Consider the following 26,998-nt stretch of genomic DNA (forward strand, 5'->3'; position numbering starts at 1 on the left):
AAATTTTTTCTTGTAATTATTGTATTGTTGTGTAATGATATGTGTCAAGACAGGTGTAAATGACAGGAGGGTCAAGTGTGTCGTCATTCAAAAAAGTCATTGTCGTTGGATCGGGGATTGCAGCACTATCCTTTGCTAGAACCATCTCCGATAACTGTCAAGTTATCATGATGACAAAAAATCAATATTCCTCTAGTAATTCAATGCTTGCGCAAGGAGGAATAGCCTCAGCTTTCTCAGCACGTGATTCGGTTGAAAAGCACATGCAGGACACATTAGCTGCTGGCTGTGATCATCAAGATCTTAAGACAGTGCTGGATGTATTACGGCGAGGCAAGGAACTTGTAAAGCAACTTGTAGAAGAAGGCTGTCCTTTTGATAACGATGAAGATGGCATTCTGCAACTAGGCAAAGAAGGGGCGCATTCTACTGAACGTATTTTACATGCAGGCGGAGATCAGACAGGTAAGACCCTTGTGCAGTTTTTAAAAAGCCAGCTCGGCTCGCATATTCATTTATATGAAAATCATCACGTCATTGATCTTTTAGTCAATGAAGGGAAATGCTTTGGTGTTGTATGGAAAGACGAGAAAGGGCACACACATACAATGACTGCAGATGCTGTTGTTTTGTCTACAGGAGGCTGTGGTTCCTTATATGAGACAAATACAAATGCCCCTTCTGCAACTGGAGATGGGATCATGATGGCCTATCGTGCTGGTGCTCAATTAGTGGATTTAGAGTTTGTTCAATTTCATCCTACACTTCTAACGATTGATGGAAAAGCAGTTGGTCTTATTTCAGAGGCGGTGAGAGGAGAAGGGGCATACTTAGAGGATGAAACAGGTAGACGAATCATGGCAGGTATTCATCCGCAGGTAGATTTAGCACCTAGAGATGTTGTTGCTAGAGCTATTTATAATGAGCAAGAGGCTGGTCATCAAATTTATCTTAATATTAAAGGCATTCCACATTTCTCAACGCGCTTTCCAACCATTTATGCGCTATGTCAACAGGCTGGGATCGATATTAGAAGCGGCAGGTTGCCAGTTTCTCCTGGTATGCACTTTTTAATGGGCGGGATCATGGTGAATGAACATGGAGAAACAGCCGTTCAATCATTATTTGCGATAGGCGAAGCGGCGTGTACAGGTTTACATGGAGCCAATCGGTTAGCAAGTAATTCTCTTTTGGAAGGTCTTGTTTCAGGTAACAAAGCTGCCCGGCGAATTGAACAAATGCCAAAGCGACATGTGAAAGTACCTTCTGTTGAAATTCAAGAAGTATGGCAAGTTCCAGACATCTCAAAAACCAAACTGAGACATTTGATGACAAAATATGCGGCGATTGTGAGACATCAGAAAGGCTTGCAGGCACTGCTAGCGGCATTAGAACATGTGTCTTTTCAGCCAATAAATGTGAAGGATATCACAAATGAGCAGGTGGAATTATTGAATTGTTGGTCATTAGCGATTTGTATGGCGAAATCTGCCCTTCTCCGTACAGAAAGCAGAGGCGGTCATTATCGAACGGACTATCCGAAAAGAGAAGATGCCTTCTGGCGAGGTAAACAAATTATTCATGAAAAAGATCAAGTTCAAATAATGAAAAACGAAAGGATCGGTGTCAATTGGAACGTTTACAGTTAAAGCGAATGCTCACGCATTTTTTTCAAGAAGATATTGGCTTTGGGGATGTGTCAGCAGAAGCCATTTTTGAAGATAAGAAAGGAACAGCTTACATCATGGCGAAACAATCGGGTGTACTTGCGGGGTCGCAAGTGATTGAAACGGGTTATCATTTGCTGAATGAACACATTCATACTCAATTGTTCTTTCATGATGGTGAATGGTTGACGAAAGGTGACGTTTTAGCCAAAATATCAGGACCGATCAACGATTTGTTAAAAGGTGAGCGGGTCATTCTGAATGTGTTGCAGCGAATGTCAGGAATTGCGACGCTAACACATGAAGCGATTCAAAGATTAGATGATCCAGCCATTACGATATGTGATACGAGAAAAACAACGCCTGGATTGCGCATGCTTGAGAAATACGCAGTGAAAGTAGGAGGCGGAAAGAATCATCGATTTGGCTTATCAGATGGTGTGATGATCAAAGATAACCATATTGCGGCATGCGGTTCGATCCGTGAAGCTGTAGAAAAAGCAAGAACTTATGCTGGTCATATGGTAAAAATAGAAGTGGAAATTGAAACAGAAACGCAACTAAAGGAAGCAATTGAAGCGAAAGCAGATGTCATTATGTTTGATAACTGCTCACCAGATCAAGTAAAACGGTTTAAACAAATGACGCCGGAGACGATCTTGACAGAGGCATCAGGAGGGATCACGTTAGACACCTTGCCAAACTACAGGCATACCGGCGTAGATCTCATTTCCCTTGGCTTTCTCACACATTCTGCATCGTCATTTGATTTCAGTATGAATATGGAATTTAGTCACAAAGGGGGAACAACTCATGTCCATGCTTGATTTGTTAACAAATCAAAACGAGACCATGATGCCGGATGAATATAAGCACCGCTCTTATGAAGAGATGAAAAAGCGAGTGATAGAGATAAAACAAGCTTTTGGTGAAAAACTTTTTATTCCAGGCCATCATTATCAAAAGGACGAGGTGATTCAATTCGCAGATGCGACGGGAGATTCTTTGCAGCTTGCGCAAATGGCGGCTGATAATCATAAGGCGGAATACATCGTCTTCTGCGGCGTTCATTTTATGGCTGAAACGGCTGATATGCTGTCAAAGAAGAACCAACACGTGTTGTTACCTGATATGAGAGCGGGCTGCTCAATGGCGGATATGGCGAATATGAAACAGACCGACAGAGCATGGGAAAAGCTCACAGATTTGTTTGGTGATACGATTCTTCCACTCACTTATGTGAATTCAACGGCTGCTATCAAAGCATTTGTTGGCAAACATGGCGGAGCTACTGTCACCTCTTCAAATGCCAAAAATGTGCTAAAGTGGGCACTCACTCAAAAAGAACGGATTCTCTTCCTTCCTGACCAGCATTTAGGACGTAATACTGCCTTTGATTTAGGTATCCCTTTAGAGCAAATGGCTGTGTGGGACCAGATAGAAGAGAAGCTCATCACCGATCAGCCTCTTCACAACATCAAAATGATTTTATGGAAAGGTCACTGCTCAGTACACGAGAAGTTTACGATCAAGAATATAGAAGAAATGAGAAAAAGGGATCGTGATATTCAAATCCTCGTTCATCCGGAGTGTACGCATGAGGTGGTGAGAGCATCAGACTTGGCTGGTTCAACGAAATTTATTATTGATACAATTGAACAGGCTCCACCTGGAAGCAAATGGGCGATTGGCACTGAAATGAATTTGGTCAAGCGTATTATAGATCAACATCCAGACAAACAAATTGAATCACTAAACCCAGATATGTGTCCGTGTTTAACGATGAACCGCATTGATTTGCCCCATTTATTATGGTCATTGGAAAGCATTGAAAAGGGCAAGCCGGTCGGTTTGATTCAGGTCGAAGAAGAAATCACAAAAGAGGCACTGCATGCACTGAATCGAATGTTGACCATTAGATAATCAAGTTTCCCCTCCTACAAGAAAACAAGTTTTTATCATATTGGCTTGTAAATATGCATAAATTTATATTGAAACATATTGTACTTCTGACATAACCGATACGTTCACGTTTTGCATAGGAGGGGAAAACGTTGAAAATTCATATTGTGCAAAAAGGAGACTCCCTTTGGAAAATTTCAAAGAAATATGGTGTCGACTTTCAAGAATTGAAAAAACTAAATTCACAGCTCAGTAATCCAGATTTGATTATGCCTGGTATGAAAATTAAGATTCCATCAAGTGGTGTCCCTGTGAAAACAGATCAGCACAAAGCAAAAGAAAAGCCAAAGCCTAAAGAACATCCGTATGTGAAAGAAAAGCCTAAGGATGTCGTTCAAGTTCAAGATACAACGCCTAAAGAAAAGCCAAATGAGCCGGTTCCGTATGTACCGCCAGTCCCAAAGATAGAACAGCCAGTTTTCCCGCAAGTAGATGTGAACTATTATCAGACCAATCTTTATCAACCATTCACGCCTCCTCCAAAAAAAGAACATCATGAGAAAAAAGATTACTATCATGAAAAGAAAGATGATGTTCATGAGAAAAAAGACCACAAGGACCATTTTCATCATGAACATAAAGAGCATGAAAAAGATGAGGTGGCTAAGGGATATGATCCGTTCATTCATATTCCACAACAAAAAGAGGAGGGAAAAAACATGGAACATAACAATGACCCAAATCTGCCTAATTTCCCGCAAATGCCGAATGTAGGAGGAGCGAATGTAGGGGGAATGGCTGAAAATAAAGATCATCACCAACATCATCATGAGCAGTATGATCCTTATTATGGTTATGGCAGTTATACGCCGCCTGCTATGTATCCATATCCACAGCAATTAGTACCTGCTTCACCTATTTTACCGGGTTCAGGATTTTGTTATCCCGTTCAGCCGTATTATCATCATATGATGCCGTATCCTTACCATGCTCAGCCATACTATCCGGCATATCATGCGCCAGCTTATTATGGAGAAAATTATGAGCATCATGCAAATGATGGACACCATTGGCATCATCATATGCTTCCAAATGCAAATGCCAACATGAATCAAGGTTTTTATCCAAATGGACCAAATGAAGCGTATGGCAAGGAAGACTGTGGCTGTGATGAGGGCATGAAGCAACAACATCATCAACCATGGATGGGATATTATCCAAACCCTGTTCCTTATGGACAAATGGGTGCATACCCGCAGCATTCCATGCAACAAAATCCAAATCAATCTGTTTTCGCAAGACCAGAAGAAGATGAAGAAGATTAGTGAACGAAGGGACGATCTCAATCGTTCCTTTTTTTGTTTATAAATGCCAGCTTGTTTTTCCCCTTAACTGTGCATGCTAAAAAAGAGCCTGTTTTGCGCTCATGAGATTGAATTAGCACAGGGGGTTTTTCGTTTGAAACAAAAATGGCAAACAACGATCGCATTATTGCTTCTTCCCATTGGTTTAACTGCATGTGGTGCAAATGACAATGCGGGTGTAGATACACGCTATAATCAATCAGGTCAACCTGTTGGTTATCATTCAAATCAACAGTCGACAGAAAATCATCAAGATCATCAAGGACCAGTTTCCGAGCTCATGGAAGGCATGAGAGAAAATACAACGAATGTTGATAACCGTGCACGTCCTCAAACAGATGATCAATCCAGAATGCCGCTCACGGGCGGAGATGGACGCTATAGTCATGGAGACATGAATTATCATCAACAAATGTCGTTCTCTGGATATGATAAACAAGAAAATGTTCAGCGTTCAAGAGAAATTGCAAACCGTGTCAATAAAATGAACCACGTGGCAGACTCACAAGTAATGGTAACAGATGAAAATGTGTATATTGCCATTAAATCGGATGGACGTCTCACATCAAAGGGAATATCCCAAATAGAAGAAGCAGCAAATCGCTATGCGGATGGAAGATCTGTACAAGTCTTCAAAGATGAAGGCGTATTTACACGTTTTCGTGACATGAGAAGAACTCAATTTGAAACAGGTCAAACAGGCATGACGCGATAACAAGTGTTAAAAATGAAAAGGCTAAAGACAGGGTGTTCATGACATTTTGTACTTTAGCCTTTTCCTTAAAAACCTTAAAAACCTTAAAAACCTTAAAAACCTTAACCCTTAAATAACAGTAAATTGAATCAGTGGATTTTTGCCAATAATGGATATTCACTTCATTATTATCTAATTCATGACTTTTCTTGTAATGAGAAAGTGTTCTATTGAAATTGTTATAGGAAATAGGAACTATTTTCCTGAATGTTCTTTTTTTCATTTTGCACCTATGCTACACTGATGTGGAAGTAAATAAAAGTAACTAGGGGTGCCCTTTCATAGGGCTGAGAGAGAAGTGAGGCTTCTTAACCCTTTGGACCTGATCTGGCTCGTACCAGCGTGGGGAAGTTGAAGATAATACATGAGTCATTGAAATGACATTCATGTTTGTTCTGACGACTAACCAGGTTCTAAACAAGAGCCTGGTTTTTTGCTGGTGCTGATTCAATCCTGTCCTTTTACTGAATAAGAGAAGGGGAGAACAGCAAATGAAACGAAAAACAATTTTACAGTCAAACCAACCATTTATGTCAAGCTTTAACGGCAGTAAAAAGGTATATGAGCAAGGCTCAAGACCTGACATTTTAGTGCCGAAAAGGGAAATTACACTCTCAAATACGGTGACTCAAACTGGTGAAACACAAAATGAACCACTTCGCGTCTATGATACAAGTGGACCATATACGGATGAAAACGTTGAGATTGATGTCACAAAGGGTTTGAAACGAATGAGAGCGGCATGGATCGCGGAAAGAGAAGATACAGAATCTTACGAAGGGCGTATTGTGAAACCAGAAGATAATGGATATCGTCTCAAGGAAAATCAATTGAATGTGGATGATACAAAATTTTCCCATTCGCCGCTCCGGGCAAAAAAAGGTGCATGTGTGACACAAATGCATTATGCGAAAAAAGGGATCATCACCCCAGAAATGGAATTTATCGCAATTAGAGAGCAGTTAAGTCCGGAATTTGTGAGAGAGGAAGTGGCCAGCGGAAGAGCGGTCATTCCAGCAAATATTAACCATCCTGAAAGTGAGCCAATGATTATCGGCAAGAACTTTCATGTCAAAATTAATGCGAATATTGGGAATTCAGCGGTGACCTCTTCCATTGAAGAAGAGGTAGAGAAGATGACATGGGCCATTAGATGGGGAGCAGATACAATGATGGACTTATCTACTGGAAAGGACATTCATACAACGAGAGAATGGATCATTCGGAATTGTCCTGTCCCTGTAGGAACTGTCCCGATTTATCAGGCACTTGAAAAAGTCAACGGAGTGGCAGAAGATTTGACGTGGGAAGTGTACAGAGACACTTTAATTGAACAAGCAGAGCAGGGTGTAGACTACTTTACGATTCATGCAGGTGTGCTATTAAGGTATATTCCGTTAACAGTAGACAGGGTGACAGGTATTGTCTCAAGGGGCGGTGCCATTATGGCGAGGTGGTGTCTGGCCCATCATAAAGAAAATTTTCTATATACCCACTTTGAGGAAATTTGTGAAATCATGAAAACGTATGATATTGCATTTTCACTTGGAGATGGGCTGAGACCAGGATCGATTGCCGATGCGAATGATGAAGCCCAGTTTGCAGAGCTAAGAACTTTAGGAGAATTGACTGATATCGCATGGAAACATGACGTACAGGTCATGATTGAAGGACCGGGACATATCCCTATGGATAAAATAAAAGAGAATGTAGATTTGCAGATGGAGATTTGCAAAGAGGCACCTTTTTATACATTAGGACCTCTTACAACAGATATTGCCCCTGGATACGATCATATTACATCAGCAATCGGTGCCGCCATGATCGGCTGGTATGGGACGGCTATGCTATGTTATGTGACACCAAAAGAGCATTTAGGTCTTCCGAATAAAGAGGATGTGAGAGAGGGGGTTATCGCCTATAAAATTGCAGCACATGCAGCTGATTTAGCAAAAGGTCATCCTGCTGCTCAAAAACGTGACGATGCATTATCGAAAGCTAGGTTTGAATTTAGATGGCGGGATCAATTCCACCTTTCTCTTGATCCAGAGCGAGCGCTTGCATTTCATGATGAAACACTGCCGGCTGAAGGTGCTAAAACGGCTCATTTTTGTTCCATGTGTGGACCGAAATTTTGCAGTATGAAAATCTCTCATGACATCAGGCATCAATCCGATCAAGTACAAAAAGAGATGGAGAAGAAGGCAAAAGAATTTATCAGTCAAGGAAGTCAGATTTATCAACCATAAAAAAGAACCTCGCACTCGTTTGGTGCGAGGTTTTATAAATCGGATGAAAGCTCTTATGACTACATGAAAGAACGTCCTAAGTGCAATGAACATTCCTTCGATACTCGTTATAAAGGCATCTACTAGTTGAAACCACACTGCTTTATTTTCTTTAGACGGTGCTCGGTTTTTCTTCCGTTTCATGAAACACTTTTTAAACAATATACTACATTAAAGTCAGATGAGCGGCTGTTTTGCAAGAATTTAAACAAAATGTAAACATCTTGTGTTTAAAAGCAAAGAAGCAGGGGAAACGGTTTAAAAAGAGAATGAATGAAAAGAGCTAATCCAATTCAATTAGCGATCAAGATAAAGTGGAAGGTGATCTTATAATGAAAGTATTTAAGGTAACATTTCATATGAACAATGGGGAAGTGCTTGAGTTCGAGTTGAAACGACCAGCTACCTATGATGTGTATAAAAAAATCGAGGAAGCAAATCATTGGTTTAAGCTCAATGATGACATCATCAATCTATTAAATGTTAATAGTATTCATGTTGAAACAGAATAAAACACCAAAAGCCGCTCCTCATTCGAGTGGCTTTTGTTATGATAAGAAATCATTTCTCTTGGTCATTTGATGACGAAAGAACCAGTTCTTTTTATACAAATACGCAATGATTTCAAGCCATAGGCGCGGCGCTTTTTTTGGAAAAAAAGGTTTTTGATAGTAGGCGTAAGCGGCTTTTAAGTCATCCCATTGATGACATGTTTTCGTTTGTGTAAAGCGAGCGACATCAATTACACGGACGCGACCTTCTTTCGTTAAGATGAGATTACGCAAGTGAATATCTGAAGGGTTTAACCCTTTCTGACGCGCTTCTTCTAATGCTTCATCCACCTGTTCAATCATATGTTTCTTGATCGGAATCCCTTTTGTCAGGCATTCATAAAAAGTGTAGCCTTTAATATATTCCATTAAAATATATTGATCACCTGACTCATAAATCGCAGGGTAGTAGGGGGAACCGGAAAGTTTTTCGTAAATCGCTGCCTCTTTTTGGGCAATCTTTTGACAAGAAGGAAAAAAAACTTTCAGCGCCATCTTCTGGGCGTCTTTTTTGTATGAGAATACATAGGCACTTCTTCCTTTGCCGCACAGCTCAAGCTCTGTCGGTTTTGTGACAAGCTTATTAAAGCGGTTTTCTTCATGATACTGAATAGATTCGGCTAATCTTTTTGCTTCTGTCATGGATTTCACCTTCTTTGGTATCAGTTTATGCGGCTAAAAACGAATGATGAAAGAACAGAATCATTCAGCATAACGGTGTATTGTATAAAACATAACACTTACGAAAGAAGTGTACAATGAATTACTCTTAAAAGAACCAGTTCATTCGATTTGGTTAATGTATAGAAAAATGGGTCAAACTACATATGTCATGAATCGATCTCATGTTCTAAAGAGGTGTAAATATTGAAAGTGAATAAGAAATGTTTTCTCACAGGACTCATAATGACAAGTATACTTTTCTTCGCAACGGATATGGAAGGAAAAGAACACTTGCAAAGGCAACCAAAAACAATGACCGTTCAGCTTGAAAAAGTATATTTAGACGGTGATGTGAGTATTGAAAGACATCAAACATCATTGGAAAAAAGAGAAACATTTTGGAAGCAATATAAAGGCTGGACATTGGTAGAACAAAGAGCAGATTTTGCCCTTTTTAGAAAACAAATGGATGATATCTCTCCTTTAAGTAAAGCGAACGGATATATCGGATTATCAGAAGGCGGTGTCATTTCAACGTTTCATGGAAGGCCAGATGGCTGGGCGGAGCCTGTTCATCTTTTTTTTCAAATTGATACGTCCCGTTTAGAAAGTCATGTTGAGGAGCAGTTGCAAAATGGCATTCCTTTTCGCACAAAAGATGAATTTGAGCATGTGCTTGAGGTGATGAAGCCTTATCGAAATGAAATCTCATATTAGAGAGGGAAAAACAGCTTGCTGATGTGAAGACCGCAAGCTGTTTTTCTTGGATTTTTTTCAAAAAGGTTTTGAGCGAACATATGTTAACTTTTATTGCTGTTTTCTCTTCGTTTTATGTTACAATGAAAAACAGTCAAAGAGGTGAAATCGGTGATAGAGTTTGTGAAAGGGACCATAGATTATGTATGCCCTCATTATGTTGTTATTGAAAACGGCGGAGTAGGATATCAAGTGTATACCCCAAACCCGTTTGTCTTTAAAGTGAAAAAACAAGAAACCATTTATACGTATCATTACATAAAGGAAGATGCTTTTTCGTTATATGGATTTTCGACAAGAGCAGAAAAAGCGTTGTTTACAAAATTGTTAAATGTGACAGGTATTGGGCCAAAGGGCGCACTTGCGATTCTTGCTTCCGGCGATCCTGGATCTGTCATTTCAGCGATAGAACGTGAGGACGAAGCCTTCCTCATTAAATTCCCTGGCGTTGGCAAAAAAACAGCGCGACAGATCATTCTTGATCTCAAAGGGAAGCTTGCTGATGTGGTGCCGGAAATGATTGGCAACTTGTTTAACCACGAGGAGGACCCTATCAAGAGGGAGGAACAAACAGCACTAGATGAAGCACTTGAAGCCTTAGGTGTCCTTGGATATGGCGATCGTGAAATTAAAAAAGTCCTTCCATTATTGAAAGAAGAGAAGAATTTGACAACCGATCAATATGTAAAAAAAGCTTTACAAAAAATGTTGAAATAGGTGATGTCTCATGGATGAACGGCTCGTCTCGACTGAAGCAGAAAACCATGAATCAGCCATTGAGCAAAGTCTGCGACCACAGACACTTAGCCAGTATATTGGTCAGCAAAAAGTAAAGGATAACCTCAGTGTATTTATCGAAGCTGCCCGAATGAGGCAGGAAACGCTAGATCACGTCCTTTTATACGGACCGCCTGGACTTGGGAAAACTACACTTGCGTCTATCATTGCAAATGAAATGAATGTACAGTTGCGTACGACATCTGGACCTGCCATCGAGCGTCCTGGTGATTTGGCAGCCATCTTGACTTCACTTGAACCTGGTGACGTTCTTTTTATTGATGAAATACATCGTCTCCAGCGTTCCATAGAAGAAGTGCTGTATCCAGCGATGGAAGACTTCTGTCTAGACATCGTTATTGGGAAAGGAGATACAGCACGTTCTGTTCGGCTTGATTTACCACCATTTACACTTGTGGGCGCAACGACACGTGTCGGACTTTTAACTGCACCGCTTCGAGACAGGTTTGGCGTACATGCAAGATTGGAATACTATGAGCAAAGAGATTTAGCGCATATCGTTGCACGAACAGCAGAGTTATTTGATATCGGTATTGACATTCGCTCAGCTGAAGAGATTGCGAGACGTTCTAGGGGAACACCGAGGGTAGCCAATCGTTTGCTGAGAAGGGTCAGAGATTTTGCGCAGGTGCTTGGAAATCATGTCATTACACAGGACATTGCAGAAGATGCACTTGAACGTCTTCAAGTCGATCGCCTTGGGTTAGACCATATTGACCATAAGTTGCTTTTAAGTATGATTGAGAAGTTTAGAGGCGGTCCTGTTGGACTTGATACGATCTCAGCGACGATTGGAGAAGAATCACATACGATTGAGGATGTGTACGAACCGTATCTACTGCAAATTGGGTTCCTGCAAAGAACACCGAGAGGGCGGATCGTCACAAGAGAAGCGTATGAACACTTTCGAATGGAGGGTCCTGCTTGTGACTGAATTTCCTAAAATATTGATGATCTTAGGTGGCGTCCTTTTTGCCGCAGGTCTTATGTTTCAATTGGTTGGAAAGCTTCCCGGTGATATTTTTGTGAAAAAAGGGAATGTGACGTTCTTTTTTCCTGTTATTACGTGTATTGTCATTAGCATTGTGCTAACCATTTTATTGAATATATTTGGACGAATGAAATAACATTAACTAGTTAACTACAGAATAGGTGAAGGAAATGAAATTAGAACTATTTGATTTTGATTTACCAGAAAGATTGATTGCACAGGTCCCGCTTGAAAAGCGAGATGCATCAAGACTGATGGTATTAAATAAAGAGACAGGCGCGATCACACACGCAACATTTTCGCAGATTACTGATTATTTTCACAAGGGTGATTGTCTCGTCTTAAATAACACACGTGTGCTGCCTGCACGGCTGTTTGGTACAAAGGAAGATACAGGTGCACAAGTGGAAGTTCTTCTGCTAACACAGGAGGAAGGGGATAGATGGGAGACGCTTGTGAAACCAGCAAAGCGTGTGAAAAAAGGAACAGTCATCACATTTGGTGATGGGCGTTTAAAAGCGGTTTGTACGGAGGAATTGGAACATGGCGGAAGAAAAGTCGAATTCCAGTATACAGGTATTTTTTATGAAGTGCTTGAATCGCTTGGAGAAATGCCACTTCCGCCTTATATTAAGGAGCAGCTTGACGATCGTGAACGCTATCAAACAGTATATTCTAAAGAGGTTGGTTCTGCGGCTGCACCTACTGCTGGTCTTCACTTTACAACAGAACTATTAGATGCTTTAAAAGCAAAGGGCGTCCATATCGCTTTTATCACCCTGCATGTAGGACTTGGAACTTTTCGCCCAGTCAGTGCTGAGCACATTGAAGAACATGAAATGCATGCAGAGTTTTACGAGATGAATGAAGAAACGGCTGAAGTACTCAATCGAGTCCGCAAAGAAGGAGGCCGCATAATATCGGTTGGAACCACTTCGACAAGAACACTTGAAACCATTGCAAGTGCGCATGATGGTGTGTTTCACGCATCAAGCGGCTGGACATCTATCTTTATTTATCCTGGCTATACGTTTCGGGCAATCGACGGAATGATTACCAACTTCCATCTGCCGAAGTCCTCCTTAATTATGCTCGTCAGTGCGTTAGCTGGACGAGAGCATGTGCTACATGCTTACAATGAAGCAGTGAAAGAGGAGTATCGATTCTTCAGTTTTGGCGATGCCATGCTGATTCAATAAAATCATACATCAAAGACAGGAGGGCTCATTTTGTCGCAAATACCGATACGTTATGAGTTCATGAAAACATGCAAACAAACAGGTGCGCGTCTTGGGCGAGTTCATACACCGCACGGTTCCTTTGAAACGCCTGTGTTTATGCCAGTAGGAACACTTGCTACAGTGAAAACAATGGCGCCTGAAGAGCTAAAAGCGATGGATGCAGGCATTATTTTAAGTAACACTTATCATCTATGGCTTCGCCCAGGCCATGACATTGTGAAAGAGGCAGGTGGCCTGCACAAGTTTATGAACTGGGATCGCGCTATTCTCACTGATTCTGGCGGGTTCCAAGTCTTTTCTCTCAGTGAATTTAGAAAGATTGAAGAAGAAGGTGTTCACTTCCGTCATCACTTAAACGGAGATAAGCTATTTCTTTCTCCTGAAAAAGCGATGGAGATTCAAAATGCGCTCGGATCTGATATTATGATGGCATTTGATGAATGTCCACCATATCCAGCTGAATACGATTATATGAAACGATCTGTTGAACGGACAAGCAGGTGGGCAGAGCGATGCTTGACAGCACACCAACGTCCAGAGGACCAAGGGCTGTTTGGGATTGTCCAAGGAGGAGAATACGAAGAGCTTCGTAAACAAAGTGCGAAAAATCTTGTTTCACTTGATTTCCCTGGATATGCTATTGGAGGATTATCAGTAGGTGAACCAAAAGATGTAATGAACCGTGTACTCGAATTCACAACTCCATTTTTGCCAGCAGATAAGCCAAGATATTTAATGGGCGTAGGCTCACCAGATTCATTGATTGATGGAGCCATTCGAGGTATAGACATGTTTGACTGTGTACTGCCAACGAGGATTGCAAGAAATGGTACGCTCATGACAAGTGAAGGACGACTTGTCGTGAAAAATGCAAAATATGCACGTGATTTCAGACCAATTGATGAGAATTGTAATTGTTATACGTGCAAAAACTATACACGTGCATATATTAGACACTTAATCCGTACGAATGAAACTTTTGGCATTCGATTAACAACTTATCATAATCTTCATTTTCTGTTAAAATTAATGGAGCAGGTGAGAGAAGCTATTCGTGAGGATCGTTTAGGTGATTTTAAAGAAGAGTTTTTTGAGCGTTACGGTTTCAACAAACCGAATGCGAAAAACTTTTAACACATAAACGAAGGCTTTACAATCTTTTAGAAAGGGGTGAGATAAAATGGATGGTGGTATGGGTTCAATCATTATGATTGTTGTCATGTTTGCTGTGCTTTACTTCTTGTTAATCCGTCCACAGCAAAAGCAACAAAAAGCTGTGCGTCAGATGCAGCAATCTTTATCAAAAGGCGATAAAATCGTCACAATCGGAGGCTTACACGGTGAGATCGACTCAATCGATGAATCAAAAGTGGTCATCAAAACAAGTGAAAACAACCGTTTAACTTTCGACCGTCGTGCTATTAGAGAATTAGTTGATAAAGGCTAATCCTTCAATACATAGCAATAGAAAAAGAGCGAATTGTACGCTCTTTTTTTTATTTGCCTCGAAGATTGACGCCGATCATTCCGCCCAGCATGCAAATACCTAAAAAGGCGGCATGATATATCAATTGTTCTGGTGAAAAGGTTTCTCCAAATCCTAAATACTGAAATAAGAAGACAGTCAGAGAAAAAATAAAAGAAGTCATGGCGCCAATGAGCCAGCCTCGCTCCTTCGCTTTTCCCCCCGAAATGATTCCTCCTAGAAAAAGCGCTGCAAAGGACAATATCATAATCATCCATGTAAACGACGATTCCTGCATACTTGTAAAGGTGAGCAAGAGTGACACAAGTAAACTTGTGACAATCATTATTACAAAAATGGCAACTAAGCCTGATAAAATTCCTTTTCCTATCTGTTTTGTTTCCTGCATTTGATTCGTCTCCTCTCCAATTAACAGAAGCCTGTCTTTTACTAAAATGTATTCATCTCGGAGGAAAAATAGACATGTTTCTCTGCATAAAAACACAGGCTTTCTTTTCTACATAAATAAAGTGTTTTGACACAAGCTATAGTGGAAGAAGGAGGATGCGACCAACATGCAGGACATCTTACTCATCTCAATTCGGACGATCATTCTATATTTTCTCATATGGTTTATCTTTCGTTTAATGGGAAAAAGGGAAATTGGAGAGCTTAGTATTTTAGATCTTGTCATTTTTATGATGATCGCTGAAATTGCGGTGCTGGCTATAGAAGAAGTAGAGGATCACTTGTTACATACAATTTGGCCGATTCTGCTTTTAACGATCCTTCAAATGACACTTGCCTATCTCTCATTAAAGTTTCAAAGCGTACGGCGTTTTCTTGATGGCAAGCCCTCGTTGATCATAATTAATGGAAAGATCGATGAGGGCGCAATGAGAAAACAGCGATACAACTTTGATGATCTGATGTTACAGCTTAGAGAAAATAACATAGATAGTATTCAGGATGTATCCTATGCGATATTAGAACCCTCAGGAAAGCTATCTGTCGTAGAAAAAGAAAACAAACGCAAACATGCAGCACTTGAGCTACCTCTCATTGCAGACGGTGTGGTTCAACATGACCATCTCAAACAAATTAATAAAAATGAACAGTGGCTGAGAGATGAACTTGCTAAAAGAGGGTATCACCAACTTGATGAGGTATCATTTTGCAGCTTTAATCAAAAGACATTTTATATTGACTTGAAAGATGAAGTGAGAAAGAAGAGCTGAAGTTAGAACAGCCTCCCTATGAACGGGACGCGGCGCAGCTCTTCTCGCGTAATGAGACCAAGACAGATTAATAGAATGACATACAGCATGCATGTCATGGCAATGAGCACGACAAGCTCCAAAGGGGCTGAAAAAACTCCATTTACCTGATGCTTCAGCCACATACTGACTCCCCCTGTACCTAAAATCACAAAGACGCAAGTGCCATATTCTCTAAGAGGTAAATGAATGGGCAAAATCTTTCCGACAGTTGCCGCATGGAGTAATGTGACGAGCACGATGCCAATTAGTATCGCAAGTGCAGCCCCCATAATGCCGAAGCTTGGCTGAGAAGCAAGGATAAAGATCATGCCTGTTTTAACAACTGCCCCAATCAAACTGTTTGTCATCGCTGCACCGGCTAAATTTAATGCTTGGAGAACCGCTTGCAAAGGTCCTTGAAAATAATAAAGAAGAAAAAAAGGGGCCATGAACTTCACATAGATCGCTGCATGCGAAGAACCATACATCATTATGGTTAAGTCCTCTGCATAAACAAAGAGAATAATGCATGACATCCCTCCGCTTAGTAAACAAAGGCGCATCGCCTGCTTCAGCCGGTATTCCACCGTTTTGCGTTTGTTTTGCTCCATTCCTTCACTGATTGCTGGGACGAGGGCTGTGGATAGAGAATACGTAATAAAACTTGGGAGTGTTAGAAGGGTGAGCGCAAGTCCAGTCAATTCTCCGTACTGTCTAGTGGCTTCAACGGCTGCATATCCGGCAATGGCAAGGCTTTGTGCGACAACTATGGGCTCTAAAAACCAAGAAATATTGCCAATAAAGCGGCTCCCTGTTGTAGGCAAGGCAATGTTCATTAGTTGCTTAAACGTGTCCTTCCCGTCATGAATAGCCTGAAAGAATTGCTTTCGAATACGGATCGTTTTTTTATAACGAAAGGCGATCATGAGGTAAGCAAGTGAAATCATCTCTCCAATGACAGAGGAAATCATCGCACCAGCTGCCGCATATTCAATGCCATAAGGAAGGAAAGCCGTTGTACATATAGCCACAAGAGAAATTCTTGCCACCTGTTCCAGCACCTGAGATATTGCAAGTGGGCTCATCTGCTGTTTGCCTTGGAAGTAGCCTCGCAATACACTGGATATGGCAATAATCGGCACAACCGGTGTAATAGCAAGCAGTGGATACACAGTTCTAGGATCTGTCAGCATCTTTTCTGCCATAATAGGGGCAAACCACAAAAAGAGCGGTGTGAAAATCAGGCTGAGTGTTCCTGTGATCGCAAGTGATATGACCAGAATGCGTTTGGTTTTTTGTTTGTCACCCCGCGCTTCTGCCTCTGCGACAAGCTTACTGATTGCGACAGGCAATCCAAATTGTGTCAAAGTAACGGCAAGAAAAAAGGTTGGCGCTGCCATCATATAAAGCCCGACACCTTCTTCGCCAATGAACCTTGCAATCACAATTCGATTCACAAAACCCAATACTCTAGTGATAAAACCGGCTAAAATTAAAATAATCGTTCCTCTTAAAAACGTTTGCTTCGTCAAATCACAGATCACCTGCCTTCTCAAACGACATAGAATCATATACAATAAGATATGCGTGTATATCGTCCAAGCATGACAAGTCTCTCGATAAAAAAACTGAAAAGGGGGAGCCTTACATTGGAACAACATCCGGCTGCTATATACAAAGATCATTTAAAGCCTTTTCTGGTCAGTAAGCTTGAAGAATTCATCATTTTGGGTTATAAAGATGTAGATTTAGAGGAATTATGGTCATACTTAGAGAATAAGAAGTGGAAGAAAAAACGAGAGTATTCGATTCATGAATTGGCCACAGATATTTTATCTGTGAAGATTGGCGAATTTATGAACTATGCAACCGTTCAGTCGTTTAAAACGTCTGCTATTTTAGGCAGTGAAGACGGCAAGAATATGCTAGATGAACTGTTGAAATAAGCCATGGATTCAGGTGTTTAAGGAGGAAATACATAATGAAAAAAGGGCGCATTCTTGCGTTTTTCTTAGTGGTTCTGTTAATTGGAACGATTGTGGGCTATCTGACAAAGCCTGTTGCGAATAATATTACACTAGGGCTGGATTTACAAGGCGGATTTGAAGTCCTATATGATGTGCACCCAGTGAAAAAAGGTGACAAGATCACAAATGGTGTTCTTGTCAGTACCGTTGAGGCTTTAAACCGCAGAGCCAATGTGCTTGGTGTAAGTGAGCCGAATATATCAATTGAAGGCAACAACCGAATCCGTGTTCAGCTCGCAGGAGTAAAAGATCAAAACAGGGCAAGGGAGATTCTTTCAACTGAAGCGCAGCTTTCCTTCAGAGATACGAATGATAAAGAACTCCTTAATGGATCGGATCTTGTAGAAAACGGTGCAAAACAGACATTCAATCAAACGAATGAACCGATAGTCACTGTAAAACTAAAAGATGCGAAAAAATTTGGTGACGTGACGAAAAAAGTGGCGGCCATGGCGCCGAATAATCAGCTTGTCATTTGGCTTGATTACCATAAAGGCGATTCCTTCAAAAAAGAAGTCACAAAAGCACATCATAAGTATGTGTCTGCTCCTAATGTCAATCAAGAAATTAACAGCAGTGACGTACAAATTGAAGGAAACTTTACTGTCCAAGAAGCAAAGGACCTTGCGAGCATTTTAAATGCTGGGGCATTGCCAGTGAAATTAACTGAAAAATATTCAACATCTGTGAGTGCACAATTTGGTGAACAGGCGCTGAAAGAAACGGTGTTTGCAGGAATTGTAGGAATTGCAATTATCTTCTTATTTATGTTGCTCTACTATCGACTGCCTGGTCTTATTGCTGTTATTACGCTGTCTGCATACATTTATATTACCTTGCAAGTGTTTGACTGGATGGGTGCGGTGATGACACTCCCTGGAATTGCAGCACTGATTCTTGGGGTGGGGATGGCTGTTGATGCGAACATTATCACATATGAGCGGATAAAAGAGGAGCTCAAGCTCGGAAAATCTGTCCGTTCTGCTTTCAGGGCAGGGAACCGCAGATCATTTGCGACCATCTTTGATGCCAACTTGACGAGTATTATTGCAGGGGGCGTACTCTTTTTCTTTGGTACAAGCTCTGTCAAAGGATTTGCAACGATGCTGATCCTATCAATCTTAACAAGCTTTATCACAGCTGTATTCCTATCAAGGTTCATGCTCGGATTGCTTGTTGATAGTCGTGCTCTTGATCGTAAAAAAGGCTGGTTTGGTGTTCGTAAAAAGGACATGATCGACATCCACGAAACAACTGAAAATACCGAACCGAAAACGCCATTTGATAAATGGGATTTTGTCAGCAAACGAAAAGGCTTTATGATTTTTTCAGCGACTGTCACCATCGCTGGTATCATTGTTCTTTCTATTTTCAGGCTCAATGCTGGTATTGACTTTGCCAGTGGGACAAGAATTGATATTCAAAGCGATCATAAGCTATCCACCACACAAATTGAGCAAGACTTTAAAAAGCTAGATCTTGATACAGATAGCGTTGTGTTATCTGGTCAAAAAGAGAATCAGGCAGCAGCCCGATTTGTCGGTGTGCCTAATAAAGAAAAGATTGCAGAAGTGAAAGATTACTTCAAAGATAAATACGGCACAGAACCGAATGTAAGTACTGTTTCTCCGACTGTCGGAAAAGAACTTGCTCGTAATGCTTTATATGCTGTCATTATTGCTTCAATCGGGATCATTTTGTATGTATCCTTCCGTTTTGAATATAAAATGGCGATTGCATCCATCATTTCTCTGCTATACGATGCATTCTTTATTGTCGCCTTCTTTAGTATTACGCGGTTAGAGGTAGATGTTACCTTCATTGCGGCCATACTTACGGTCATAGGATACTCCATCAATGACACGATCGTAACCTTCGACAGGGTCCGTGAACAAATGAAGAAACGCAAACCGAAAACCATTGAAGATTTATCATATATTGTGAACTTAAGTTTACAGCAAACCTTTACGCGATCTGTCAATACAGTGCTCACTGTACTAGTTGTTGTGATCGCATTGCTTATCTTCGGATCAGCATCTATTGCGAACTTCTCCATTGCCTTACTTGTCGGATTATTAACAGGGGTGTATTCATCTCTTTATATTGCAGCGCAAATTTGGCTTATATGGAAAGGTCGTGAGCTGAAGAAACCAGCTAAGATAGAAACAGAACAAGATATTTGATCTTCAAAGGCTGCCTTATGGCAGTCTCAGCGTGACACAAACCCTTGCATTCGCTGTCAGATCCTTAAGCGCTGGTCCTCACGAATATTTCATTCGCTCCGCACAAGTAGATCGGGTCTTCCTAGACTACAAGGGTTTTCAAATACACGCTGAAAAGATGACAAAGGGCTAAAATGCTTTTTATTTTAGCCCTTTTTCTTTTTTGGAAAATAATTTCATGTTTCGTTGATCTTGTAATGGTCTTTTGCTATAATGGCATACGTTTAGATCTATAGAAAGCAAGTGTTCATATGAGACATGTTGCTTTATTCATTGGAGGGGCTGTTATGAAGGTTCGGGAAACTGAACTGCCAGGTATCGGTCACAAAACCGAAATGATCACAAGAAATAATGAAAAACTTGCCATCATTACACATGATGACGGTAGAAGAGAAATGTATCATTTCCAAGAGGACGATCACGAAGAATGCATCTCTGGCATTTTGTTGAACGATGAGGAAGCAAGACAAATCTCAGCTATTTTAGGCGGCATGATGTATAAACCGAAGGCACTTGAAACGGTTGAGGTGGCAATTGATGAGCTCATGATTGAATGGTTCAAGATTGAAAAGAACGCACCAGCTGTTCAGCAGACGATTGGAGACCTCAATGTTCACCAAAATGATCAAGTAACAGTCATCGCCATTGTGAAAAAATCACATGAGAAGATGTTAAACCCAGGACCAGAAACGGTCATTGAAGAAGGGGATACCCTTGTCATTTCTGGAGAAAGAAAAGAATTAAAGAATCTCATTAAAGAAAAACTCAGCAGCTAATCGTTCCCTTGCTGACAGAATCTCTTCCGCTGTTGTCTTTCCGTGTTTAAAAAGGATAGAGAATAGGGAAGAATAAAAGAAAAAGCTTGGGGGAAATGTAGATGAATAAACAACAATGGACCATTATACTAGCATTTATTTTTGTATTAATTGTCTCAGTATTTGCTGTGATTAATGTCCGACCTGTGCAAGTAGACTACTTATTTGGAACGGCTGAATGGCCGCTGATCCTCGTCATTATTGTCTCCGTTCTTATGGGCGGCTTAATTGTGGCTTTTGGAGGAATTTTTCAGATTTTTAAGCTCAAGCGTGAACTAAAAGCGTTAAAAGCTGAGCATGTAGCCGCTTCATCAGCCGCTGCTACTTCTGTAAAAAAGTTGGACAAAGATACTCAAAAGAAATCAAATGTCACATCTCCTTTAAAAGAACAGACGGCTTCTTTTGACCAAAAGGAAAAGTAACCGTCCAGCACAATTCATAAAATAAAAATTGAAACCCCTCAGTCCACTCTAGTATAATAGTGTGGTTGAGGGGTGAATTTATGTTATTATCCAAAATGCGCTGGGAATATGAACATCCAAGCGAAGAAAAAGTGAAATCACTCTCTGAAAATCTGAATATTTCAGCGCTGACTGCAACGCTTCTTGTAAAAAGAGGACTCGAAGAAGTAGATGAAGCGAGGTCTTTTTTATTTGATCAAAAAGCGGATTTTCATGATCCATTTTTATTAAAAGGCATGAAAGAAGCAGTAGAGCGCATCAATAAAGCGATCGAAGAGCAGGAATCGATCGTGATCTTCGGAGACTATGATGCAGATGGTGTGACCAGTACGTCTGTGCTATTACATACATTAAAAGAGCTATCCGCGAAAGTGGATTTTTATATTCCAGATCGATTTAAGGAAGGCTATGGGCCTAATGAACAGGCCTTTCGCTATATCAAGGAGCAGGGGGCATCGCTTGTGATCACGGTCGATACAGGCATTGCCGCTGTAAAGGAAGCACGTATTGCAAAGGAAATTGGACTAGACTTAATCATCACAGATCATCATGAACCAGGCGAAGAACTGCCTGAGGCGCTTGCCATCGTCCACCCAAAACAGCCTGGCTGCGTGTATCCGTTTAAAGAGCTGGCAGGTGTTGGTGTGGCCTTTAAGATGGCTCATGCCCTTCTTGGCGAAGTGCCGGCTCAGCTATTAGATCTTGCAGCCATTGGGACGATTGCTGACCTTGTACCGCTACATGATGAAAATAGATGGCTGGCTAAAAAGGGGATCGTGCAGTTGCGTAAGTCCAACAGACCGGGGCTTAAAGCTTTAATGAAAGAAGCAGGAGTCTCTCTTGAAGAAGCAGACGAAGATACCATTGGCTTTCAAATAGCACCAAGAATTAATGCGGTTGGACGCATTGAACAAGCAGACCAAGCTGTCCATCTGCTGATGACAGAGGATATGGACGAAGCAGAAGAGCTGGCTCGTTTTGTACAAGAGCTCAACAAAGAACGTCAAAAAATCGTGAGTACAATCACAGAAGAAGCCATTCAGATGGTAGAAGCTGATGAGGGCGACCAATCTGCGATCGTTGTGGCCAAGGCTGGCTGGAATCCAGGTGTTGTTGGGATTGTTGCCTCTAAATTGACCGATAAATTTTCTCGCCCAGCGATTGTACTTGGGATTGATGAAGAGACGCAAATGGCGAAAGGATCTGCACGGAGTATTCCGGGATTTGATCTGTTTTTCCACTTGAGCAAATGTCGTGACATCCTGCCGCATTTCGGCGGTCATCCAATGGCAGCAGGCATGACTCTTCAAGCGGATGATGTCCCTTTACTTAGAGAAAGACTGAACCAATATGCAAATGAGACGTTGACAGAGGAAGATTTTATTCCGATTCAGCGGGTCGATGCTATTTGTAAAGTGGACGAAATTACAGTTCAAACCATTGAAGAAGTCAGCATGCTGTCACCATTTGGCATGCACAATCCAAAGCCGTTTATTATGATTAAAGATGCCAAGCTGGAAGAGATAAGAACAATCGGTGCGAATCATCATCATATTAAAATGGCGCTTAAAGACGAAGACACACTTCTTGATTGTGTCGGCTTTCATCAAGGTGAATTAAAGGATGAGATTGTACCAGGAACTCACATTTCTGTGATCGGTGAAATCTCGATTAATGAATGGAACAATCGAAAAAAACCGCAGCTCATGTTAAAAGATGCCCGAGTAGATGAATGGCAGTTATTTGATTTGCGTGGCAAAAAAGATTGGGAAAAGAAAGTGTCAGCGCTCGATCCAGAGAAGCGTCTTGTACTTTGTTTTACTGAAGAAACAAAGCATGACGCTGATCTACTAAATGTCCCCTTAAGCCTTGTTAATGGAGAAAATGTCTCAACGTTTGATTTGAATGACAAGTATGTGGTGCTGACAGATTTTCCGGCGGATACACACATACTCAAGCAGCTATTAGAAGATCAAAAACCAGCACGAATCTATACGATATTTCAAAGGAAAGAAGATCACTTTATGTCGTCTTTCCCATCTCGTGATCAATTCAAATGGTTTTATGGTTTCTTATTGAAACGGGGAAGTTTCCATCTCAAAGAACAAGGAATGGAGCTAGCCAAACATAGAGGGTGGACAAAAGATACAATCATTTTTATGACAAAGGTGTTTTTTGAGCTCGGTTTTGTTAAAATAGAGAATGGTGTGCTGTCAATAGTCCTTGATGCACCTAAAAAAGATTTAACGGCATCAGCGTCCTATACAGCAAAACAACGATTGATGGAACTTGATCAAACATTAACATATTCCTCAGCCAAAGAGCTGAAGGAATGGCTAAATAGCATGATGAGCGAAGTCTCACCTGTGCTTTGACGTACGAGGAGGATAAGGAAAAGATGGATTTAAAACAATATGTGACGGTTGTACCTGACTACCCAAAGGAAGGCGTACAATTTAAAGATATTACAACATTAATGGATAAAGGCGAAGTGTATCGTTACGCAACGGATCAAATCGTTGAATATGCGAAGGAAAGAGACATTGATCTCATTGTCGGACCTGAAGCCCGAGGATTCATTATCGGCTGCCCTGTGGCATATGCACTTGGTGTAGGTTTTGCTCCAGTTCGTAAAGAAGGGAAGCTTCCTCGTGAAGTCATTAAAGTAGAGTACGGCTTAGAATACGGTAAAGATGTGTTAACGATTCATAAAGATGCGATTCGTCCTGGTCAACGTGTATTAATTACAGATGATTTACTTGCAACAGGCGGAACAATTGAAGCATCCATTAAGCTTGTAGAAGAATTAGGCGGCGTTGTTGCTGGGCTCGCATTCTTAATTGAGTTGACGTATCTTGACGGTAGAAAGAAGCTAGACGGCTACGACATCTTGACGTTAATGCAATACTAATGAGGTTTTACGCAAAAAGCACTCAGTAAGAAGGGTGCTTTTTTCCTATCAACATTTTTTTAGTGGTCTTCTTCTCTTTACATCTATCGATTTTTTCTTGATAATAAACTACAATACAGTTTTCATTTAAAAAGGTGATTCCATGGCGAACGAACAAGTTTTAACGGCGCAGCAGGTCATAGATAAGGCACGAGAATACCTGTCTGCAGAACATATTCAATTTATAGAACGTGCATATGAATTTGCTGAGAATGCACACAGAGAGCAATACCGAAAATCCGGTGAACCTTATATTATCCATCCTATTCAAGTGGCGGGTATCCTCGTTGATCTTGAAATGGATCCATCGACCATTGCTGGCGGCTTCTTGCACGATGTGGTAGAGGATACAGAAGTGACATTACAGGATTTAAAAGAGCATTTTAACGAAGAAGTTGCCATGCTTGTTGATGGTGTGACAAAGCTCGGGAAGATTAAATATAAATCACAGGAAGAGCAGCAGGCAGAAAACCATCGCAAAATGTTCGTGGCAATGGCACAGGATATTCGTGTCATTTTAATAAAGCTGGCAGACCGTCTTCACAATATGAGAACGCTCAAGCACCTTCCACAGGAAAAGCAGCGAAGAATTTCAAATGAAACCCTCGAAATCTTTGCGCCGCTTGCGCATAGATTAGGGATTTCAAAAATTAAGTGGGAGCTGGAAGATACGGCGCTTCGCTATTTAAATCCGCAACAATATTACCGGATTGTGAATCTGATGAAACGTAAAAGAGCCGAGCGTGAGAAATATTTGGACGAGGTCGTCAATGAAGTGAAAGACCGTGTGTCCGAAGTGAACATTAAGGCTGAATTTTCCGGCAGACCGAAACACATTTACAGCATTTATCGAAAAATGGTTTTGCAAAATAAGCAATTCAATGAAATTTATGATTTGTTGGCTGTTCGTATTTTGGTTGACAGCATTAAGGATTGCTATGCCGTTCTTGGGATTATTCATACATGCTGGAAGCCGATGCCGGGCAGATTCAAAGATTATATTGCAATGCCAAAGCCAAACATGTATCAATCCCTTCATACGACAGTGATCGGTCCAAAAGGAGATCCGCTCGAGGTGCAAATCCGTACATTTGAAATGCATGAAATTGCAGAATATGGGATTGCGGCTCATTGGGCATATAAAGAAGGCAAAGAGTCAGCAGAATCAACTGAAGAAGCGGTTTTTCAAAAGAAACTGTCTTGGTTTAGAGAAATCCTTGAGTTCCAAAATGAATCCACAGATGCAGAAGAGTTCATGGAATCTTTAAAAATCGATCTCTTTTCTGATATGGTCTTTGTGTTTACTCCAAAAGGAGACGTCATTGAACTGCCTTCTGGATCTGTGCCAATTGATTTTTCATATCGTATTCATTCGGAAATTGGGAATAAAACGATAGGTGCAAAGGTCAATGGCAAGATGGTCACTCTCGACCATAAGCTGAAAACAGGCGACATCATTGAAATTTTGACATCAAAGCATAGCTATGGACCAAGTCAAGATTGGATAAAGCTTGCCCAAACTTCTCAAGCGAAGCACAAGATTAGACAGTTTTTCAAAAAGCAGCGGCGTGAAGAAAATGTAGAAAAAGGACGAGAGCTCATTGAGAAAGAAATTAAAAACCTTGAGTTTGATGTCAAAGATATTCTCACAGCTGAAAATCTTCAAAAAGTAGCCGATAAATTTAATTTTTCAAATGAAGAGGACATGTATGCTGCTGTTGGATATAACGGAATTACTGCACTCCAAGTAGCAAACCGTTTAACTGAAAAAGAAAGAAAACAAAGGGATCAGGAAGAACAGGAAAAAACGGTCCAAGAAGTTACGGTGGAGCCGAAGCCGTATCACAGGAAAAAACGTGAAGCAGGCGTAAGGGTCAAGGGAATTGATAACTTGCTCGTCCGCTTATCAAAGTGCTGCAACCCTGTTCCTGGCGATAGCATTGTTGGGTTTATTACAAAAGGTCGAGGTGTGTCTGTTCACCGTGAGGACTGTCCTAACGTAGGAACAGGAGAAGCAAAGGAACGTTTAATCCCAGTGGAGTGGGAACATGATCAACCTGCCCAAAACCGTAAAGAATACAATGTGGAAATTGAAATATTGGGATATGACAGACGTGGTTTACTCAATGAGGTCCTTCAAGCAGTCAATGAGACAAAAACGAACATTTCATCTGTTTCTGGGAAGTCTGATCGTAATAAAGTAGCTACTATTCATATGGCGATCTTTATTCAAAATATCAACCATTTGCACAAAGTAGTGGAACGTATTAAACAAATCAAAGACATTTACTCTGTTCGCCGATTTATGAATTAGAAAGGAAGTATACCGTCTATGAGACTTGTTGTGCAGCGTGTGACGAATGCCTCTGTGAGGATAGGAGAAGAAATCACAGGAGCCATCAATGAAGGGTATATGGTCCTTGTTGGTGTCACACATGAAGATACAGAAGCTGATGTGCTCTACTTAGCCGAAAAGCTGGTACATTTGCGTATTTTTGAAGATGAAAACGGGAAAATGAATCGTTCATTACTTGATGTAAAAGGAAGCATTCTGTCTGTTTCTCAATTTACTCTTTATGGTGACACAAGGAAGGGAAGGCGCCCGAATTTTATGCAAGCAGCGAAGCCAGATGTAGCGAAATCACTTTACGAATTATTGAATGAAACTCTTAGAGAAAAAGGAATTCACGTAGAAACTGGTCGATTTGGGGCGATGATGGACGTGTCATTGACCAATTCAGGACCTGTGACAATATGGATGGATAGCAAAGAATAGACTTGCCCTAGACTGTAGATAAACTCACGTGAGTTTGTTTAGAGTCTT

General features: G+C 40.9%; 26 protein-coding genes and 1 riboswitch. Of the genes, 23 read left to right on the forward strand and 3 right to left on the reverse strand.

The annotated features are described in order from the left end of the window. Positions 1-59: 59 nt before the first annotated feature. The 7 genes from nadB to ABVJ71_RS00315 all read left to right on the forward strand — a co-directional run bounded on the left by nadB (position 60) and on the right by ABVJ71_RS00315 (position 8,487). Positions 60-1,649, forward strand: coding sequence for an L-aspartate oxidase (gene nadB / locus ABVJ71_RS00285; protein ID WP_353855074.1), 1,590 nt, complete (start codon positions 60-62; stop codon positions 1,647-1,649). Continuing rightward, a complete protein-coding gene (gene nadC, locus ABVJ71_RS00290) occupies positions 1,631-2,494 on the forward strand; it encodes a carboxylating nicotinate-nucleotide diphosphorylase (RefSeq protein ID WP_353855075.1) in 864 nt (287 codons plus the stop codon). The genes nadB and nadC overlap by 19 nt, the downstream gene beginning before the upstream one ends. Next, the gene (nadA, locus tag ABVJ71_RS00295) at positions 2,481-3,590 is read left to right on the forward strand and encodes a quinolinate synthase NadA (RefSeq protein ID WP_353855076.1); all 1,110 of its coding nucleotides are present in this window, start codon (positions 2,481-2,483) and stop codon (positions 3,588-3,590) included. The genes nadC and nadA overlap by 14 nt, the downstream gene beginning before the upstream one ends. 131 nt (positions 3,591-3,721) lie before the next feature. Then, positions 3,722-4,894, forward strand: coding sequence for a SafA/ExsA family spore coat assembly protein (safA, locus tag ABVJ71_RS00300; RefSeq protein ID WP_353855077.1), 1,173 nt, complete (start codon positions 3,722-3,724; stop codon positions 4,892-4,894). Positions 4,895-5,027: 133 nt separating this feature from the next. Continuing rightward, positions 5,028-5,648, forward strand: a complete 621-nt coding sequence (locus ABVJ71_RS00305) for a YhcN/YlaJ family sporulation lipoprotein (protein ID WP_353855078.1) — start codon at positions 5,028-5,030, stop codon at positions 5,646-5,648. Between the two features lie 296 nt (positions 5,649-5,944). Next, positions 5,945-6,053: riboswitch (TPP riboswitch) on the forward strand. Positions 6,054-6,178: 125 nt separating this feature from the next. After that, the gene (thiC, locus tag ABVJ71_RS00310; RefSeq protein WP_353855079.1) at positions 6,179-7,936 is read left to right on the forward strand and encodes a phosphomethylpyrimidine synthase ThiC; all 1,758 of its coding nucleotides are present in this window, start codon (positions 6,179-6,181) and stop codon (positions 7,934-7,936) included. Positions 7,937-8,307: 371 nt separating this feature from the next. Beyond that, a complete protein-coding gene (locus tag ABVJ71_RS00315; protein ID WP_099681331.1) occupies positions 8,308-8,487 on the forward strand; it encodes a hypothetical protein in 180 nt (59 codons plus the stop codon). Positions 8,488-8,523: 36 nt separating this feature from the next. Here the strand turns inward: ABVJ71_RS00315 and ABVJ71_RS00320 are convergent, their stop codons facing one another. Next, positions 8,524-9,168, reverse strand: a complete 645-nt coding sequence (locus ABVJ71_RS00320; RefSeq protein WP_353855080.1) for a protein kinase family protein — start codon at positions 9,166-9,168, stop codon at positions 8,524-8,526. 264 nt (positions 9,169-9,432) lie between these two features. Here ABVJ71_RS00320 and ABVJ71_RS00325 point away from each other — a divergent pair, with 264 nt between their 5' ends. The 7 genes from ABVJ71_RS00325 to yajC all read left to right on the forward strand — a co-directional run bounded on the left by ABVJ71_RS00325 (position 9,433) and on the right by yajC (position 14,422). Further along, positions 9,433-9,906, forward strand: coding sequence for a BofC C-terminal domain-containing protein (locus tag ABVJ71_RS00325; protein WP_353855081.1), 474 nt, complete (start codon positions 9,433-9,435; stop codon positions 9,904-9,906). A 150-nt stretch (positions 9,907-10,056) separates the two neighbouring features. Next, positions 10,057-10,662, forward strand: coding sequence for a Holliday junction branch migration protein RuvA (ruvA, locus tag ABVJ71_RS00330; protein ID WP_353855082.1), 606 nt, complete (start codon positions 10,057-10,059; stop codon positions 10,660-10,662). Positions 10,663-10,672: 10 nt separating this feature from the next. After that, positions 10,673-11,677, forward strand: a complete 1,005-nt coding sequence (gene ruvB, locus ABVJ71_RS00335) for a Holliday junction branch migration DNA helicase RuvB (RefSeq protein WP_353855083.1) — start codon at positions 10,673-10,675, stop codon at positions 11,675-11,677. Further along, the gene (locus ABVJ71_RS00340) at positions 11,670-11,870 is read left to right on the forward strand and encodes a DUF2905 domain-containing protein (protein WP_353855084.1); all 201 of its coding nucleotides are present in this window, start codon (positions 11,670-11,672) and stop codon (positions 11,868-11,870) included. Before ruvB ends, ABVJ71_RS00340 begins: the two co-directional genes overlap by 8 nt. Positions 11,871-11,904: 34 nt before the next feature. Beyond that, positions 11,905-12,933: a tRNA preQ1(34) S-adenosylmethionine ribosyltransferase-isomerase QueA gene (gene queA / locus ABVJ71_RS00345; protein WP_353855085.1), complete on the forward strand. Its 1,029-nt coding sequence runs from the start codon at positions 11,905-11,907 to the stop codon at positions 12,931-12,933. Positions 12,934-12,963: 30 nt separating this feature from the next. Then, positions 12,964-14,109 carry a tRNA guanosine(34) transglycosylase Tgt gene (tgt, locus tag ABVJ71_RS00350; RefSeq protein ID WP_353855086.1) on the forward strand — a complete coding sequence of 382 codons (1,146 nt, stop codon included), beginning with the start codon at positions 12,964-12,966 and terminating at the stop codon, positions 14,107-14,109. A 46-nt stretch (positions 14,110-14,155) separates the two neighbouring features. Further along, positions 14,156-14,422: a preprotein translocase subunit YajC gene (yajC, locus tag ABVJ71_RS00355; RefSeq protein ID WP_353855087.1), complete on the forward strand. Its 267-nt coding sequence runs from the start codon at positions 14,156-14,158 to the stop codon at positions 14,420-14,422. Between the two features lie 49 nt (positions 14,423-14,471). On the opposite strand, the gene ABVJ71_RS00360 is transcribed toward yajC, so the two are convergent. Further along, positions 14,472-14,849, reverse strand: coding sequence for a TIGR04086 family membrane protein (locus ABVJ71_RS00360; protein ID WP_353855088.1), 378 nt, complete (start codon positions 14,847-14,849; stop codon positions 14,472-14,474). Between the two features lie 166 nt (positions 14,850-15,015). On the opposite strand from ABVJ71_RS00360, the gene ABVJ71_RS00365 reads away from it, so the two are divergent. Next, positions 15,016-15,678 carry a DUF421 domain-containing protein gene (locus ABVJ71_RS00365; RefSeq protein WP_353855089.1) on the forward strand — a complete coding sequence of 221 codons (663 nt, stop codon included), beginning with the start codon at positions 15,016-15,018 and terminating at the stop codon, positions 15,676-15,678. Positions 15,679-15,680: 2 nt separating this feature from the next. On the opposite strand, the gene spoVB is transcribed toward ABVJ71_RS00365, so the two are convergent. Then, entirely contained in the window at positions 15,681-17,231 is a 1,551-nt protein-coding gene (gene spoVB, locus ABVJ71_RS00370) for a stage V sporulation protein B (RefSeq protein ID WP_353855090.1), read from the reverse strand. 117 nt (positions 17,232-17,348) lie between these two features. On the opposite strand from spoVB, the gene ABVJ71_RS00375 reads away from it, so the two are divergent. The 8 genes from ABVJ71_RS00375 to dtd all read left to right on the forward strand — a co-directional run bounded on the left by ABVJ71_RS00375 (position 17,349) and on the right by dtd (position 26,950). Beyond that, on the forward strand, positions 17,349-17,645 hold the full coding sequence (locus tag ABVJ71_RS00375) for a post-transcriptional regulator (RefSeq protein ID WP_353855091.1): 297 nt from the start codon (positions 17,349-17,351) through the stop codon (positions 17,643-17,645). A 35-nt stretch (positions 17,646-17,680) separates the two neighbouring features. Continuing rightward, positions 17,681-19,909 (forward strand): protein translocase subunit SecDF, encoded by a 2,229-nt coding sequence (gene secDF, locus ABVJ71_RS00380; RefSeq protein ID WP_353855092.1) that lies wholly within the window; start codon positions 17,681-17,683, stop codon positions 19,907-19,909. A gap of 326 nt (positions 19,910-20,235) precedes the next feature. After that, positions 20,236-20,724, forward strand: coding sequence for a cation:proton antiporter regulatory subunit (locus ABVJ71_RS00385; protein WP_353855093.1), 489 nt, complete (start codon positions 20,236-20,238; stop codon positions 20,722-20,724). A gap of 101 nt (positions 20,725-20,825) precedes the next feature. Continuing rightward, positions 20,826-21,185, forward strand: coding sequence for a lipopolysaccharide assembly LapA domain-containing protein (locus ABVJ71_RS00390; protein WP_353855094.1), 360 nt, complete (start codon positions 20,826-20,828; stop codon positions 21,183-21,185). Between the two features lie 80 nt (positions 21,186-21,265). After that, positions 21,266-23,599 carry a single-stranded-DNA-specific exonuclease RecJ gene (recJ, locus tag ABVJ71_RS00395; RefSeq protein WP_353855095.1) on the forward strand — a complete coding sequence of 778 codons (2,334 nt, stop codon included), beginning with the start codon at positions 21,266-21,268 and terminating at the stop codon, positions 23,597-23,599. Between the two features lie 23 nt (positions 23,600-23,622). Beyond that, a complete protein-coding gene (locus ABVJ71_RS00400; protein WP_353855096.1) occupies positions 23,623-24,135 on the forward strand; it encodes an adenine phosphoribosyltransferase in 513 nt (170 codons plus the stop codon). A gap of 142 nt (positions 24,136-24,277) precedes the next feature. Further along, a complete protein-coding gene (locus ABVJ71_RS00405; RefSeq protein ID WP_353855097.1) occupies positions 24,278-26,488 on the forward strand; it encodes a bifunctional (p)ppGpp synthetase/guanosine-3',5'-bis(diphosphate) 3'-pyrophosphohydrolase in 2,211 nt (736 codons plus the stop codon). 18 nt (positions 26,489-26,506) lie between these two features. Further along, entirely contained in the window at positions 26,507-26,950 is a 444-nt protein-coding gene (gene dtd / locus ABVJ71_RS00410) for a D-aminoacyl-tRNA deacylase (protein WP_353855098.1), read from the forward strand. Positions 26,951-26,998 lie beyond the last annotated feature (48 nt).

The sequence above is a fragment of the Bacillus sp. Bos-x628 genome, assembly GCF_040500475.1.
GTDB classification, from domain to species: Bacteria; Bacillota; Bacilli; order Bacillales; family Bacillaceae; genus Bacillus; species Bacillus maqinnsis.

Excerpts from the sequence above, each read along its gene's own strand:
- nadB (WP_353855074.1), top strand. The coding sequence starts at position 60 with ATGACAGGAGGGTCAAGTGTGTCGTCATTCAAAAAAGTCATTGTCGTT.
- nadA (WP_353855076.1), top strand. The coding sequence starts at position 2,481 with ATGTCCATGCTTGATTTGTTAACAAATCAAAACGAGACCATGATGCCG.
- thiC (WP_353855079.1), top strand. The coding sequence starts at position 6,179 with ATGAAACGAAAAACAATTTTACAGTCAAACCAACCATTTATGTCAAGC.
- ABVJ71_RS00315 (WP_099681331.1), top strand. The coding sequence starts at position 8,308 with ATGAAAGTATTTAAGGTAACATTTCATATGAACAATGGGGAAGTGCTT.
- ABVJ71_RS00320 (WP_353855080.1), bottom strand. The coding sequence starts at position 9,168 with ATGACAGAAGCAAAAAGATTAGCCGAATCTATTCAGTATCATGAAGAA.
- ABVJ71_RS00325 (WP_353855081.1), top strand. The coding sequence starts at position 9,433 with ATGACAAGTATACTTTTCTTCGCAACGGATATGGAAGGAAAAGAACAC.
- ruvB (WP_353855083.1), top strand. The coding sequence starts at position 10,673 with ATGGATGAACGGCTCGTCTCGACTGAAGCAGAAAACCATGAATCAGCC.
- queA (WP_353855085.1), top strand. The coding sequence starts at position 11,905 with ATGAAATTAGAACTATTTGATTTTGATTTACCAGAAAGATTGATTGCA.
- yajC (WP_353855087.1), top strand. The coding sequence starts at position 14,156 with ATGGATGGTGGTATGGGTTCAATCATTATGATTGTTGTCATGTTTGCT.
- ABVJ71_RS00360 (WP_353855088.1), bottom strand. The coding sequence starts at position 14,849 with ATGCAGGAAACAAAACAGATAGGAAAAGGAATTTTATCAGGCTTAGTT.
- ABVJ71_RS00365 (WP_353855089.1), top strand. The coding sequence starts at position 15,016 with ATGCAGGACATCTTACTCATCTCAATTCGGACGATCATTCTATATTTT.
- secDF (WP_353855092.1), top strand. The coding sequence starts at position 17,681 with ATGAAAAAAGGGCGCATTCTTGCGTTTTTCTTAGTGGTTCTGTTAATT.
- ABVJ71_RS00385 (WP_353855093.1), top strand. The coding sequence starts at position 20,236 with ATGAAGGTTCGGGAAACTGAACTGCCAGGTATCGGTCACAAAACCGAA.
- ABVJ71_RS00390 (WP_353855094.1), top strand. The coding sequence starts at position 20,826 with ATGAATAAACAACAATGGACCATTATACTAGCATTTATTTTTGTATTA.
- recJ (WP_353855095.1), top strand. The coding sequence starts at position 21,266 with ATGTTATTATCCAAAATGCGCTGGGAATATGAACATCCAAGCGAAGAA.
- ABVJ71_RS00400 (WP_353855096.1), top strand. The coding sequence starts at position 23,623 with ATGGATTTAAAACAATATGTGACGGTTGTACCTGACTACCCAAAGGAA.
- ABVJ71_RS00405 (WP_353855097.1), top strand. The coding sequence starts at position 24,278 with ATGGCGAACGAACAAGTTTTAACGGCGCAGCAGGTCATAGATAAGGCA.
- dtd (WP_353855098.1), top strand. The coding sequence starts at position 26,507 with ATGAGACTTGTTGTGCAGCGTGTGACGAATGCCTCTGTGAGGATAGGA.